The 15,361-nt window shown below is 35.4% G+C and carries 13 protein-coding genes; 9 read left to right on the top strand and 4 right to left on the bottom strand.

The genetic code is table 11. The features are described from left to right. Window position 1: 1 nt before the first annotated feature. From NST77_RS15030 to NST77_RS15015, 4 genes are all read left to right on the top strand, one after another. A complete protein-coding gene (locus tag NST77_RS15030) occupies window positions 2-874 on the top strand; it encodes a carbohydrate ABC transporter permease (protein WP_235850283.1) in 873 nt (290 codons plus the stop codon). Between the two features lie 62 nt (window positions 875-936). Then, entirely contained in the window at window positions 937-2,040 is a 1,104-nt protein-coding gene (gene bglB, locus NST77_RS15025; protein ID WP_123258174.1) for a beta-galactosidase BglB, read from the top strand. A gap of 29 nt (window positions 2,041-2,069) precedes the next feature. Next, window positions 2,070-4,049: a beta-galactosidase gene (locus tag NST77_RS15020; RefSeq protein ID WP_164464108.1), complete on the top strand. Its 1,980-nt coding sequence runs from the start codon at window positions 2,070-2,072 to the stop codon at window positions 4,047-4,049. Window positions 4,050-4,415: 366 nt separating this feature from the next. Then, on the top strand, window positions 4,416-5,702 hold the full coding sequence (locus NST77_RS15015) for a Gfo/Idh/MocA family oxidoreductase (protein ID WP_123258172.1): 1,287 nt from the start codon (window positions 4,416-4,418) through the stop codon (window positions 5,700-5,702). 54 nt (window positions 5,703-5,756) lie between these two features. Here NST77_RS15015 and NST77_RS15010 read toward each other — a convergent pair whose 3' ends face one another. Further along, window positions 5,757-6,737: a LacI family DNA-binding transcriptional regulator gene (locus NST77_RS15010; protein ID WP_095330439.1), complete on the bottom strand. Its 981-nt coding sequence runs from the start codon at window positions 6,735-6,737 to the stop codon at window positions 5,757-5,759. A gap of 218 nt (window positions 6,738-6,955) precedes the next feature. Here NST77_RS15010 and NST77_RS15005 point away from each other — a divergent pair, with 218 nt between their 5' ends. Both NST77_RS15005 and abc-f read left to right on the top strand, forming a co-directional pair. Further along, the gene (locus NST77_RS15005) at window positions 6,956-7,093 is read left to right on the top strand and encodes an RAxF-45 family protein (protein ID WP_164463690.1); all 138 of its coding nucleotides are present in this window, start codon (window positions 6,956-6,958) and stop codon (window positions 7,091-7,093) included. 288 nt (window positions 7,094-7,381) lie between these two features. Continuing rightward, on the top strand, window positions 7,382-9,268 hold the full coding sequence (gene abc-f / locus NST77_RS15000; RefSeq protein ID WP_163187827.1) for a ribosomal protection-like ABC-F family protein: 1,887 nt from the start codon (window positions 7,382-7,384) through the stop codon (window positions 9,266-9,268). Between the two features lie 51 nt (window positions 9,269-9,319). On the opposite strand, the gene NST77_RS14995 is transcribed toward abc-f, so the two are convergent. Then, window positions 9,320-10,021 carry a YoaK family protein gene (locus NST77_RS14995; RefSeq protein ID WP_095330441.1) on the bottom strand — a complete coding sequence of 234 codons (702 nt, stop codon included), beginning with the start codon at window positions 10,019-10,021 and terminating at the stop codon, window positions 9,320-9,322. Between the two features lie 315 nt (window positions 10,022-10,336). Between NST77_RS14995 and NST77_RS14990 the strand changes: the two genes are divergently transcribed. From NST77_RS14990 to NST77_RS14980, 3 genes are all read left to right on the top strand, one after another. Beyond that, window positions 10,337-11,965 carry a Na/Pi cotransporter family protein gene (locus NST77_RS14990; RefSeq protein ID WP_341123157.1) on the top strand — a complete coding sequence of 543 codons (1,629 nt, stop codon included), beginning with the start codon at window positions 10,337-10,339 and terminating at the stop codon, window positions 11,963-11,965. Window positions 11,966-12,254: 289 nt separating this feature from the next. Further along, window positions 12,255-12,836 carry a class D sortase gene (locus NST77_RS14985; RefSeq protein WP_095330442.1) on the top strand — a complete coding sequence of 194 codons (582 nt, stop codon included), beginning with the start codon at window positions 12,255-12,257 and terminating at the stop codon, window positions 12,834-12,836. Between the two features lie 240 nt (window positions 12,837-13,076). Then, complete coding sequence (locus tag NST77_RS14980; RefSeq protein WP_095330443.1) at window positions 13,077-13,979, top strand: hypothetical protein; 903 nt, start codon at window positions 13,077-13,079, stop codon at window positions 13,977-13,979. A 68-nt stretch (window positions 13,980-14,047) separates the two neighbouring features. Here NST77_RS14980 and hxlB read toward each other — a convergent pair whose 3' ends face one another. After that, on the bottom strand, window positions 14,048-14,605 hold the full coding sequence (hxlB, locus tag NST77_RS14975) for a 6-phospho-3-hexuloisomerase (protein ID WP_341123156.1): 558 nt from the start codon (window positions 14,603-14,605) through the stop codon (window positions 14,048-14,050). Window positions 14,606-14,609: 4 nt separating this feature from the next. After that, the gene (gene hxlA / locus NST77_RS14970; RefSeq protein WP_123258169.1) at window positions 14,610-15,242 is read right to left on the bottom strand and encodes a 3-hexulose-6-phosphate synthase; all 633 of its coding nucleotides are present in this window, start codon (window positions 15,240-15,242) and stop codon (window positions 14,610-14,612) included. Window positions 15,243-15,361 lie beyond the last annotated feature (119 nt).

Below are 15,361 nucleotides of genomic sequence, written 5' to 3'. Positions count from 1 at the left end.
TATCGAACCAGACATCAGGCCAACAATAGAAAAGAAAAGGAAAAAAATCAGACCGAAAAAAATACTTTTTCATCTGATTACTAGCATCATTGCTATTATCATGCTCTATCCTGTCATATGGTTAATTGTGAGCTCCTTTAAAGAAAGTTCTTCTATCTTTGTTACTGCTCATTCGCTTATTCCGGAAAAATTTATTTGGACCAACTATGCAGATGGATGGCAGGGAATTGCTGGACAGTCCTTTGGTACTTTTATTAAAAACTCTTTGATTATTGTTGGACTTTCCACCATTGGCGCGGTAGTTTCGTCTGCGCTAATCGCTTATGGATTCGCGAGAATTCAGTTTAAAGGCAAAAGCTTTTGGTTTGCATGCATGATGGTGACGATGATGCTTCCACACGAAGTATTAATGATTCCTCAATATATCATCTTTGCCAAAATAGGCTGGATAAATAGTTTTAAACCAATCGTTGTTCCACAGTTTTTTGGGCATGCCTTTTTCATCTTTTTAATTGTCCAGTTTATTCGTACCATCCCTGTAGAGTTAGATGAAGCAGCTAGAATAGATGGATGCGGCCGCTTTAGTATCTTCTTTCGCATCATATTACCTTTGATAACACCGGCGTTAGCTACCTCTGCTATTTTTTCGTTTTATTGGAAATGGGAAGATTTAATCAATCCGGTTTTATATTTAAATAAAGCAGAATTATATCCAGTTTCCCTAGCTTTAAAATTATTTTTAGATACAGAATCAGCATCAAATTGGGGAGCAATGTTTGCCATGTCTGTTGTCTCATTATTACCAGTTATTTTGATATTTTTCTTATTCCAAAAGTATATTGTGGAAGGTATCAGTACAAGTGGCTTGAAATAGCACTGGGAAAAGAAATCTTTATAACTGAACATTTTCTTTATTCTTTACATGGAGGGAAAGAGATGGTTGATACAGGACTTTTGTTAGAAAAACAAAAAGTGGTTGGTTCGATAGAAAAGTTGATGGAGAATTTAGCGAGTATTAAAGATCAAACAGGTGAGTACTTACTACATTTTGATGGAGTTGTGGTGGATGATAAAAGCTGGGAAGTATGGAATTGGCCACAGGGTGTAGGCTTATATGGAATCTATAATTATTGGAAAATATCGAATGATCAAAAGGCAAAGCAAATAATCACAGAATGGTATTACCGAAGATTAAAAGAGGGAGTTCCACCTAAAAATGTCAATACGATGGCGCCTCTGCTTACCTTGGCATACCTCTATGAAGATACAAGGGATCAAACGTATTTACCTTATTTAGAGAAGTGGGCTGACTGGGTGCTATATGAAATGCCAAGGACAAAAGAAGATGGACTTCAGCACATGACCTATGGACCTGAAAATAAAAATCAGCTATGGGATGATACACTAATGATGACTGTTTTACCTCTTGCAAAAATTGGAAAACTGCTTCGTAACCAAATGTATATAGAAGAAGCGAAAAAGCAGTTTCTTATTCATACAAAATATCTTTGTGATCGAAAAACAGGATTATGGTTCCATGGCTGGACGTTTGAGGAGGATCACCATTTTGCAGAGGCTCTATGGGCACGAGGTAATTGCTGGATTACCATTGCTATTCCTGAAATAATCGATTTGCTTGAACTGCCAAAGGGAGATTTCTTTCGTGAATATTTATTAGAGACACTAACTAGGCAGATAGAGACATTAAAAGAATATCAACATGAAACAGGTATGTGGCATACCTTGATTACCGACCGATCCTCCTATTTAGAGGCATCCGCCACGGCTGGCTTTGCGTACGGAATATTGAAAGCAGTTCACAAAAGGTACATTGGCTCGGAATATAAAGAGATTGCTTTAAAGGCAGTACAGGCAATTATCCAAGAAATAAATGAACAAGGTGCTTTACAAAAAGTATCAGTAGGAACTGGAATGGGAGAAACACTGGAATTTTATCGCCAAATTCCGATGACTACGATGCCATATGGACAGTCATTAGCTATTTTATGTCTATCCGAATTTTTATACACTTATTGTTAGCAGACAGTTATAAAGAGGAGGAAATAAATTTGCAAAAGCTATATCATGGTGCGGCTTTCTATCCTGAGCTATGGGATCAAAAAATTATAGAAGAAGACATCCAACTAATGAAAGAAGTAGGAATTAATGTGGTGCGTATAGGTGAATTTATTTGGTCCTTTATCGAGAAAGAAGAAGGAAATGTGAATGTATCTTTTTTGAAAGAAGTGATTAAGAAATTGAAAGATAATGGTATTGATACTATCCTCTGCACACCGACTGCAACACCACCAATTTGGATGTCCTATCAACATCCAGAACGTATGCATGTAGATAAAAATGGTACTATTATGAGCCATGGAGCAAGGCAGCACGTTTGTACAAATAATGGCTATTTTCGTGAAAAGGCAGCCATTATTACGGAGACACTGGCAAAGGAGTTAGGAGAGTTGCCTGGTATCATTGCCTGGCAGTTAGATAACGAATTTAAATGTCATGTTGGAGAGTGCTTTTGTGATACTTGTAAATCTGAATGGCATCGTTGGCTAAAACAAAAGTATGAAACGATTGAAAATTTAAATGTAGCATGGGGCACACAAATATGGAGCCAATACTATCAAACATTTGAACAAATTCCACAGCCTAAACAAACACCTTTCTTGCATAACGCATCTTTATCAACAATGTATAAATTATTCACACATGAGAAAATAGCAGAGTTTGCAACAGAGCAAGCAGCTATTATTCGTCAACATTCAAATGCGCCTATTACACATAATGCAACAGTCTTTTTTGATCTGGATCAAGCATTGTTGTTTGAAACTCTAGATTTTGCCTCTTTTGATACATATGCGGTCCAGGAAAATGCTAGTTCCTTTATGATGCTGTGTGATTTGTATAGAAATATAAAGAAAGATAGACCATTTTGGCTGATGGAAACAAGTACTTCTTTTAGTGCCTCACTGGAAAGATATGCAAACCCACATTTAGATGGTTATTTGCAGGCAGAAGCAGCATATGCTTATGCTGCAGGAGCTGAAGGTTTTTGCTACTGGCTTTGGAGGCAACAGCGAAGCGGTTGTGAGATTTCTCATAGTTCTGTTATTAGTGCTTGGGGAAAACCAACAATTGGTTATAAAAATGTATTAGAAGTAGAACGAATTCGAAAAGAATTAGAACCGCTTCTGCTTCGGACGAAGCCAAAGCAAGCAGAGGTGGCGATTTGCTATTCGGACCGGGCTAAAGCCTATTTTCAAACAGAGCCATTTAATGGAGTTCAATATAAACAGATGTTAACGAGTTTTTATGAACGCTTCCTTTCTTTAGGGATTCAACGTGACTTGATTATGGAAAAAACAGACTTAGACGATTATAAAATATTGTTTACCCCATTTATTCCTTATCTTTCAACAGAATATATAAAAAGAGCTGAAACATTTGTTGAAAAAGGAGGAATATGGATTGTCGGCCCCCTTACCGGAGGACGTACGGGTGAACATACTATCCATACGAATTGTGCACTTGGCGAGCTCGAAAAGGCAGCAGGTACGGAGGCTTTATTTACAAATCCATTAGATGGAACGAATACAATAGGGGAAGCGTTTGGAATCACGGCAGAGTTAGGCTTATGGAGCACAATTTTTAATACTGATAAAGGAGGAAATATTGGCTTAATCAAAGAAGGACTTGGTGCTGGAAGGGCATTTATCAAAGAGACTAAAAGGGGCAAAGGGAAAATAGTCATGCTTGGCAGTTTGCCACTTGGCAAATCAGGAGAAGAAATGCTTGAGGCATTAATTCAACATTATGCAGAAACAGCAGCTATTAAAAGGGAAATAAAAGCCACTCCTGGAACGGTTCTTATCCCGAGAGTTGGAGGGAATGCCACCTACTGGTTTGCGATAAATATGGATGGAGGAACTGGTGAAATAACCGTACCAGAAAATAGTTGGGAATGGGAAAGTAAGAAAAAGTTAGAGGAGGGAACATATAAAATTCCGGCATATAGCTACAAAATAATAAAGTCCTAAATATGATGATTATAGCTCCTAATAACCAAGTAGTATTAGGAGCTAGCAATTTAACTATGTTGTATTTTTTTAAGGATATGACAAAAGGATACTTTTAGAAGATTGATATTTAGGGATAGTTCCTTTATAATCAAAATAACAACGTTGTTATTTTGGTTATTCTCTCTATTTTTTGATATCCTCAATTGTAGATGGTGCACATCAGATAGCTTCATTATTTATCTATAAAATGTAATCGTTTTCTTTGTGTGTGTTCCGTATATGCAAAGTTTCTGATGATTATTGATGTGGCTAAAAACAAAAAAGAGTTCATTTAGTTTATGTTAGGCAATAAGCAAAATGGTTAAACAATAAGGAGGAAAAATCATGAAGAAGAAAACATATGCATTAGTTGGTACAGGTGGACGGGCAGAATTTTTTTATGGAGCAATAGCGCGGGATTTTCGAGATACGGCCGATTTAGTAGGTTTTTGTGATTTAAATCAAACGAGAATGGCTTATGCCAACCATCTATTAGAATCAAAGTATAATTATAAAAAGGTACCAACATATACAGCAGATCAATTTGAACAAATGCTGAAAGACCAAACCCCAGATTACTGCATTGTTACAACAATGGATCGCACCCATCATACATATATTATAAAGGCGATGGAATTGGGATGTGACGTTATTACAGAAAAGCCATTGACGATTGATGAAGAAAAGGCACAGTCTATTTTAGATGCAGTGAAACGTACAAATAGAAAACTACGAGTAACTTTTAACTATCGCTATGCTCCCCATAATACCAAAATTAGAGAATTAATTGAAGATGGAGTAATTGGAGATGTGCATGCTGTACATTTTGAATGGCTACTGAATACAGAGCATGGAGCAGATTATTTTAGAAGATGGCATCGAGATAAACGGAATAGTGGCGGCTTGCTTGTTCATAAATCAACCCATCATTTTGATCTTGTTAATTTCTGGCTGCAGTCCTATCCAGATACTGTTTTAGCAATGGGGGACTTGATGTTTTATGGAAGAGAAAATGCGGAGAAACGTGGGGAAACTAAGTTTTATCAAAGAGCTTATGGCAGTAAATATGCAATATCGGATCATTTTGCCTTACACTTAGAGAAAAATGAACACTTAAAGGAAATGTATCTGAATGCCGAAAAAGAAGATGGGTATCAGCGAGATCAAAGTGTGTTTGGAGATGGCATTAGCACCGAAGACACATTAGGATTAATAGCTAAGTTTAAAAACAAAGCAATTCTTACGTACTCTTTACATGCTTATGCCCCATGGGAAGGGTTTAATGTTGCCTTTAATGGAACAAAAGGAAGAATTGAAATGAAAGTAATCGAAAAATCGTATGTTAATTCTGGTGGGAATAAAGAGGAGGAAGGGGCGCTATCCTCCATGAGTATAACTGTTCATCCAATGCTAGGAAAGCCTTATGAGGTAGAGATTAATGAGGGGGAAGGGGGGCATGGCGGTGGAGATCCTGTTTTACTTCGAGACATTTTTGGGGAACCAATCGAGGATCGGTTTCATCGTGCCGCCACCCATATTGACGGCGTGAAATCTATCTTAACAGGAATTGCCGGAAATATTTCTATAAAAACTGGCATGCCGGTAAAACTAGATTCATTGGTGAGATTTTAGATAAAGTGATAGTTTGTAAGAGGAAATTTCTAATTTCATAGAAGTCTCCTCTTTTTATCTAGGATAATTTGTGCAGGAATTTGTAATTTTTAATTCTGGTTCCATAAAAATTTTAGTTTCTACTTCTTCGTCATTAATCACTTTCATCAATATTTCAATCGTTTTTTTACTAATTTTGTCTAATGGAACTCCGACTGTCGATAAGGGCATATCAAAATGCTCTAGTGCTGGAAAGTTATCATAACTAATAATAGAAATATCATTTGGTATGGATAGTTTAGATTCAGAAATAGCTTGAAGAGCACCGCGCGCAAGATCATAACTTCCTGTAAGAATGGCAGTTGGCCGTTTAGGTAAAGTAAGTAATTGCTTAGCAGCCTCATAACCGTCATATTGATCAAAATTATTCACTCGTATTTTTTGAAAAGAAAAAGTCGGTAATTCTAACTCTAAAATCGCCTCTTCAAAACCCTTGACCTTTTCTTTTTGCAGTTCATCACTTTCTACATCTCCAATATAGCTAATATAATGATGACCAATCTTATGAAGATATTGTACCGCATGATAAGTTGCTTTTTGGCGATTTACATCAATAACAGGATAAGGCGTTTGCTTATTTGCTAGTCCATGCATAACAATAGGAACAGCTGAATGAGAAGAAACAATGGATTGACTAGTATCAAATGCTAGTATGGCATCTACTTGATAGCGGCTGAAGATTTTTAAAGCAGACTCTACTTCATTTATAGATATCAATGTTGTATAAGAAAGCTCCTCCAATTCCTTGTTAATAGTTGTAATAAGCTTTGAGAGAACGGTTTGTTCAATGGTAGGCCAAACAACACCAATAGTAAAAGATTTTTTGGAAACGAGGCTTCTTGCTGCAATATTGGGTTGGTAACCTAATTCCTTAGCAACTGCCATAATGAGATCCTTCGTAGGTTTTTTTACTAATGGACTATCGCGAAGTGCCTTTGAAACAGTGGAATAGCTTACTCCCGCGCTTTTAGCTATATCTTTAATGGTGACACTCATCTTCACCCCTCCGATTCATTCATAAATAAAAATAACAACGTTGTTTTCATATTATTATATCGACTGCTTTTCCTTTTAACAAGAAGGCATCTTCGATAGAAAGATACTTGATAAATTAGTGAATATTATTTTGATTCGAAGTTTACTGATTTTTCTTGTGAAGTATGTCTGATAAAGGTATAATAAATTTATCATACAAAGAAAAGAGGTGGGAAAGGATGTTAAGTTCAACCGTTTTAGTGCAAGGTTATATGATGGAAAGTCTCTATATTAACCGTGCGAAATTTGCGATTGTAGTTGTTAACGGGATAAGTGTGCCCTTTTTTAAACAACTAAATAGCAAATTAAAACGGTGAAAACATCTCTTACCCACATCTATATGGACGGTAAAAGGAGTGCATTTTCATGCGCTCCTTTTTGCATGGATTTTCGAAAATCAGAAGTCTTTAGAAAAGTACATGGAAATTTTTTATAGCCATAGATGTAGCAGGTTATATGGATAGAAAAGAGGATAGGTCTTTTCTATAGCAGATAAGTCATGGAGAAATTGTTTTTCCATGGCTTTTTGTGTTGCTTTAAATGGACTGGAATCGTCCGTTTAGAGGTTGGGAAAAGAGATAATCATAACAAAGGAGAGCGGTAAAATGATTATTTGCAGCGTAAATAAGATAGCGAAAATGTATGGAGGAAACACGATATTTGAAGATATTTCTATAGAGATCAAGGATAAGGAAAAAGTAGGTCTTGTTGGCAGAAACGGAAGTGGCAAGACAACCTTGTTTAGGCTTCTAGCTGGGAAGGAAACACCAGATGCTGGGCAAATACATTGGAAAAAAGGCATGAAAATTGGGTATTTAGAACAAATACCAGAATTTAAACCAGAATGGATGGCAAAAGATGTTTTAAAGCAAGCATTTTCAAATCTAGTTATCATCGAAGAGAAGATGAAACAGATGGAGCAGGAAATGGCGAAGGACAACTCTCCAAGCCAATTACAGCTTTTAATCGAGGAGTATGGAAAACTGCAAGAATTTTTTACAAATGCTGGCGGGTATGAGATGGATGCCAAGATTGAAAAGATTGTAAACGGGTTAAATATTCAGCATTTAGTAAACAAAAAATATGGAGATTTAAGTGGAGGAGAACGAACTAAAATTGGTTTAGCCATGATTCTTCTGGAAGAACCAGATTTCCTTTTATTAGATGAGCCGACAAACCATTTAGATTTAATGGCAGTGGAGTGGCTAGGAAGGTTTCTTCAAGATTATAGTGGAACCATTTTACTTATTTCACATGATCGCTACTTTTTAGATGAAGTAATTCAAAAAGTTATCGATTTAGAGGATGGAGAAGTAACGACCTATCATACTAATTTCACTAATTTTACGAAGGAAAAGGAAGAAAGGCTTTTAAGAGAATTTCAAGCATACGAGGAACAGCAAAAGAAAATCAAGAAAATGAGGGAAGCGATTAAACGCTTGCGCGAATGGGCCAATCGTGCCAACCCGCCTAATGAAGGACTTCATAAGCGTGCGCGAAACATGGAACGGGCTTTAGAGAGGATGGAAAAATTAGCCCGCCCAATTATTAATAGAAAGAAAATGAATTTTGAAATGGAATCAAGTGATCGAAGTGGGAAGGACGTAATTCAACTTCGCAATGTTTCAAAAAGTTTTGGAGGGCAAATCCTATTTAAAGATGTACAGATAAAGATTAACTACAAGGATAGGGCAGCTATTATTGGAGAGAATGGTACAGGGAAATCAACTTTATTAAAAATGATTCTTCAGCAAATCAAGGCAGATGAAGGAGAAATCAAGATTGGAAGTAATGTTAAAATCGGTTATCTTTCTCAGCATACCTTAACAGAAATGGAAGGAGAAACAGTTATCGAGGCTTTTCGAAATGCAGTATCTGTGACAGAAGGGGAGGCACGACATATTTTAGCGCAATTTCTCTTTTATGGATATTCTGTTTTTCGAAAGACTGCCAATTTAAGTGGCGGAGAAAGAATGAGGCTACGATTAGCCCAGCTGATGCATCAAGAAATTAATCTGCTTGTTTTAGATGAACCAACGAATCATTTAGATATTGATTCTCGTGAAGTATTGGAAGACGCTCTTGAGAATTTTGATGGTACTATACTGGCTGTTTCCCATGATCGCTATTTTTTAAATAAGCTTTTTCAGAAGATTTATTGGATTGAGTCACAAGAGATTCAATGCTATGAAGGAAATTATACGTATGCACGAGAAAAGTCACAGGAAAGGAAAAGGACACAAGTGCATATAGACGAAACAATAACATCGAAAAAAAAGATGCAGCCGATTAAGAAAAGCCAAAGAACCGAATCAGCCGTTAATCTAGTGGATTTGGCAAATGAACTGGAAGAATTGGAGAAGGAGATATCAGAAGTAGAGAGAAGAATAGAAACAGAGACGGAATGGGAGAGCTTAGCACAATTTTTATCGGAAAAGGAAGGGCTGGAAAGAAGATGGGAAGAACTATATAGCCTTATGAATAGCAAATAAAAAGGAGAAAGGCTGCCAATAATCAGCCTTTCTCCTTTTATTTCACATTAATTATTTTGCACAACGCTTACGAATATATCCTTTATCTTTATGATAGAGAACTAATGCAATAATTAAAATGATGGCAGATATCCAGATAGCTTTAGTGCCAAATTGAGAGGTTGTAAATGTTCCTAGTAACGCTCCGAAAATAAAAGAGCCGATTATAAGGGAAAACTCTTTAAATTGGGTTCTTGCCTCTTGACTTTGCTTGATAAAAGCAGCATAAGCGGCTTGCGTCGCAGTTCGTAAATTACCTGTAGTCATTGTAGAATTATAGGCCCATTTATCGAGTTTATTAAAAGTAGATATTTGTAAGGATGATACAAAGGAAATACTTGTTGTCACAATAATGTTTGGTACAGATGCCGGCAAGAAGCCGACGATAATTAAAACAATACATTCCAATATTAGAATCGACCGTCTATAGCTGTATAAGATCTCTCTTAAAGAAGGAATCTTCACAATTTCTGAGACTAGCACTCCTAAAACAAAAGCTATTAATGGGGGAATATAATGAAGGGATTCTCTCCATTCGCCAGTTGCTGCGTTCACTGCAAACAAAACAATATTCCCTGTTTGCGCATTGGCGAATACGCCGTCCCTGCTAATAAAAGTATACGCATCTAAAAAGCCGCCAACCATTCCCAATAAAGCGGCTAAGAATACGGAATTAGAAGATAAAGAGGGAATTGGTTTTAATTTATCAATCATGGTATTACGCTCCTTGCAAGATAATTCTTTCCTGAAATCTATAAGGAAAAACATTACTATCTTAACATAAAACATTTCAAGAGGAATTGGATAAAAACCGAATTTTTTATGGATTTATATATTAAACGCTTTCTCTGTGTTTTAAACAAAGTAAAAAATGTCAATTATTCTTTTAAAAATTAAATGTAAATTTTTCGTAAACGATATTAATTTCATGTAAATAATATTCAAGGATAGTGTAAATTCTTGTCGAGTGTTGTTATGATAACTTGGTATCTGTCTTAACAGTATAAGGATTTAGGGGGGGACAAACATTTGGAAATAAATTATCAAGAGATGATCTTCCAGTTTCTTGGAGGGTTAGGGGTATTTCTTTTTGGTATTAAATATATGGGAGATGGTTTGCAGAATGCTGCAGGTGATCGTCTTCAAGAAATTTTAGACCGGTTTACGACAAACCCGTTTATGGGAGTATTGGCTGGGATTTTTGTAACGGTCTTAATTCAGTCCAGCTCAGGAACAACAGCCATAACGGTAGGATTAGTAAGTGCTGGCTTCATGACCTTACGCCAAGCCATTGGGGTTATTATGGGGGCAAATATAGGTACGACGGTTACGGCTTTTATTATTGGAATTGATATTGGAGCATATGCCTTACCAATTATTGCAGCGGGTGCTGTTCTTTTATTCTTCTTTAAAAATACAAAAATTACTTCATTAGGACAAGTTGTATTTGGTTTTGGAGCATTGTTTTATGGATTAGAATTAATGAGTACAGGCATGAAGCCGTTACGTTCTTTAGAAGCATTTCATGAATTAACAGTAAATATGAGTAACAATCCAATTTTAGGAGTAGTAGTTGGAACAGTCTTAACATTAATTGTTCAAAGTTCTAGTGCCACTATTGGAATTTTACAAGAGTTATTTGCAACCGATGCTATATCGCTGAAAGCCTCTTTACCAGTATTATTTGGAGATAATATCGGAACAACAATTACAGCAATTCTTGCTGCCATTGGTGCTTCTATAGCTGCAAAAAGAGCGGCGATGGTGCATGTACTCTTTAACATTATTGGGACAGTGATATTTGTAATAATTTTGGTGCCATTTACGCATTTTATTTCGTATTTACAGGGTGTTCTTGGATTAAATGAACCAATGACAATTGCCTTTGCGCATGGGATATTCAATGTATCCAATACAATTATTCAATTTCCTTTTATCTTTGCACTAGCTTGGCTTGTGACAAAGTTAATTCCTGGAGACGATGGAGCAATTATTACGAAGCCTCAGCACTTAAATACAACATTTATTGAGCATTCTCCTTCGATTGCTTTAGGACAAGCAAAGGAAGAGCTAGAGAGAATGAAGGAATTCTCGATAAAAGGTTTAGAAGAAACATTTAAATATTTGCAGACTGGAGAAAAGAAATATAAAGAAAAAGCACTGCAATACGAACAAGGGATAAATAATTTAGATAAAGAAATTACCAAATATTTAGTCGAACTTTCATCTAAAGCTCTTACACCTCATGAAAGTGAAGAATTTTCTATTTTAGTTGATTCTATTAGAGATATTGAAAGAATCGGGGATCATATGGAAAATATCGTAGAGCTTGTAGAGTATAAAATCAATAAAAAAGTAGAATTTTCAGCAGATGCAAAAGTAGAATTAGAAGAAATGTATGATTTTACAGTGGAAACGCTAAAAACTTCATATGAAAGCTTTTTTGCAAATGATAAGGAGCTTGCTAAAAAAGCTATTACGAATGAAGAAGAGATTGATAAAATGGAGAAAAGATATCGAAAAAAGCATATCAGTCGCTTGAATGAACGAAAATGTAGTGGGGATGCAGGAATTGTTTTTGTCGATATCATTAGCAATCTAGAAAGAGTAGGAGATCACGCTGCAAATATAGCAGAAGCGATAGCTGTTTCTAAATAAAGATAGTATTGGATCACATCGTTCATTTACATGTGGTCCTTTTTTTAATAGACATTAATAGATTACGAAATTCTCTATTTCAATTGATAAATTTACAATTGACTAATATAAATTTCACATGATTAAGTTATCTTTATTATTAGTAATTACCATTTATACAATAGTAGAGAAGGAAAGCTATTGCCAGATACTGTAACAATAGCTTACAATTTAATCAAAGTAGCAATAGTATTGTTCGTAATAAGAAATAGTTGTTTTAATAAACTATAAAAGAAAGGCATAGGATGATATGAAGTGGACTAGATGGTTATCCCTCCTGCTTATATTAGGTGGAGTACTTTTTATTGGATATGGCGTTTGGAATATTATGGATACGAAAGCGCAAACTAAGAATTCTTTATCCGAAGCTAAGGCAGCCATTAACAAAGGGAATGAAAAGTGGGTGGATAAAGAAAGTAAACGTTTTGTCCCATCTATTGGAGATGCTGTTGGACTATTAAAGATCGACAAAATTGATGGGGAATTACCAATTGTAGAAGGAACAGATCCAGATGATTTGGAAAAAGGGGTTGGACATTATAAAGGCAGCTTCTATCCAGATGAAAATGGACAAATCGTCTTATCGGGCCATCGTGATACGGTCTTTAGGAGAGCAGGAGAATTAGAAATAGGCGACGAGCTTAAAATTGTTTTACCATATGGAGAATTCTCTTATCAAATCACTGCCACTAAAATAGTCGAGGCCGATGATCAATCAATTATTACACTAGATGATACACAAGAAGAACTTATCCTGACAACATGCTATCCATTTCGCTTTGTTGGCAATGCACCGCAGCGTTATATTATTTATGCTAAAAGAATAGAGTGATTATACCAATTCTTAATTCCCATAACAAGGGAATTAAGAATTTACACATATTATTTTATGCGTACACCACTTAGCCATTAGTGGTGTATTTTTTATAAGCTTCTAGTTAAATGTTTTAATATTAATAAAATATTAAAAAAATGTAAAGGCGGAACTTTACATAATAAAATTCGTATTATTAATCTCTAATTTAATCTTTATAAATTAGATAATGCCGTTAATTGGAAGGGGAGAGATGAGATGGCATGGCTGCTTCTACTTACCGTTATTATGATTTGGATTATTCTATTTTTGCGCACAAGACTCACCTTTAAATTTGGTGCATCTCCTAAAGTATTAGAGATTCAGCCAATTAAAGGATTAAAAAAACTAAGTGATGACCTAGAACAATCTCTTACTAGAAGTTATATGGAAAATGTAGAAGAACGAGTAAGGAGAGAGAACAAGTTAAGAGAAAATGAGTATGAATGGCGCTTACTTGATTTAAAACGATATTTTGTTTTAACCTCTCTTTTAAAAGAATCTCCTATGTTTAGTGTGAAAGTTGATGAATTATGGCATCAGATGCTCATGTTTACCCGAGAATATAAGGATTTCTCCCATAAATACTTAGGCTCAACTCTCCATCACAGTCCTAATGTAAAAGGGAAATCTAATCCTGATTTACGAGGATTTTTTGATTGGGTTTATGCAGAACTTTTTCTTATAAGAAAAGAGAATATCTATTTATATAAGGGATTTTTTCGATATCCTGTTCATCCAACTATTATCGAAGACTTTAAAAACTTATCTGAAGACGAATTATTTAATCGATATTTTAAAACGGATACGAAATATCATACTACTATTTATGCGCTGATTACCGCTATGAAAAAATCGGTAAAGAAGGTTAGAGATTATCAAAAAAGTACCATCTATGACAAAATGAAAAAAAGTAAAAGGGAACAAAAATTCAATTCCATGCTTGTTCCTTATTTATCTGTATCTTATTTTCATTACGCAGAATTTTCCAGTTATATGAAAATGAGTAGTGATAGTTCAGCAAGCTGCACAAGCTGTGGAACTGGATCGGTATTCTGTTCATCAGACAGCTCTTGCTCCTCTGATAGCTCCTGTTCAAGCTGTGGTGGAGGTTCTGATTAGTAAAAGAAAAAGGATAGATTTAGCATATGAAGGATGCTTTATCTATCCTTTTCTTTTTTTAGAAAAATCTATTCTAAATTAGCATGCTTCCCATACATTTTACTGGAATCTAATTCTTTTATTTCCATGTATTTTAAAATTACACTATCCAAGACGATAAGGAGTAACTGTTCGAATAAGGAACCCATTGGCTGAATACTTTTCGCTTCATTATTTTCTCGATCTTTTGGTGAACCAGGCATTTTAATAACTTGATCAACCAGCTTCCCAATAGTAGAATCAGGAGAAATAGTTAGGGCTATAATATTTCCACCAATACTTTTTGCTTTTTCTACGATGGTTATAATACTTTTTGTTTCACCAGAACCGGTTCCTACAATGAGAAGATCATCCTTTTCATAAGTAGCAGTAACCGTTTCTCCAACAACGTAAGCATCAATTCCCATGTGCATCATTCGCATCGCAAATGATTTAAGCATAAACCCAGAACGGCCAGCTCCATAAACGAAAACTTTTTTTGATTGAAGAATACGTTCGACAAGCTTTTCTAAGTCCTCATTTGCAATAAGTGCTCCTGCCTCCGTTAATTCTTGAATGACTTGGTCAAGATAATCGCTTGTTTTCATTTACTTATCCTTGAGCAATTAGTTCTTTAAATTTAGATGCAGCTTCACTTAAGTTCTCTTGGCTAGTAATTCCTCCGCCAACTATAACTAAATCTGGTTGAGCAGCAATCACTTCTGGCAATGTTTCTAGTTTAATGCCACCTGCAACTGCAGTTTTAGCATTTTTGACAACACTCTTAATTGCTTTTAAATCTTCAAAAGAGTTTTTACCAACTGCTTGTAAGTCATATCCAGTATGAACACAAATGTAATCAACACCAAACTCATCAAGTTGTTGTGCGCGTGTTTTAATATCTTTAACAGCGATCATATCGACAAGAATTTCTTTGCCAAGCTTTTTCGCTTCAGCAACAGCACCTTTAATGGATTCGTCTTCAGCAACAGCTAAAATAGTGACAAGGTCAGCACCAGCATTAACCGCTTGGCTTACTTCATAACCAGCTGCATCCATAATTTTCAAGTCTGCTAATACAGACAAATTAGGAAAAGCTTCTTTTAATTGCTTAACAGCGTGAAGACCTTCATTTATTACTACAGGTGTACCAATCTCAACGATATCAACATATTGTTCAACCTGAGAAACAACCTCGATTGCTTGTGGTATATTAACTAAATCTAATGCTAATTGTAATTTCATTTTGATTAGCTCCTTTTCTTTTTTTCGTTTTATCTTGCACAAAGAAGACTGAAATATGTCTAATTTCTGTACAACCGTTATTATACGTTTTATAATCCATTTAAGTAAGTACGCACTTT

Origin of the sequence: Niallia sp. FSL W8-0177, from assembly GCF_038006285.1 — a bacterium.
In the GTDB taxonomy this organism is placed as follows: domain Bacteria; phylum Bacillota; class Bacilli; order Bacillales; family Cytobacillaceae; genus Niallia; species Niallia circulans_A.
The sequence above is the reverse complement of the archived record's forward strand: the minus strand, read 5'-3'. Positions and strand labels throughout refer to the sequence as shown.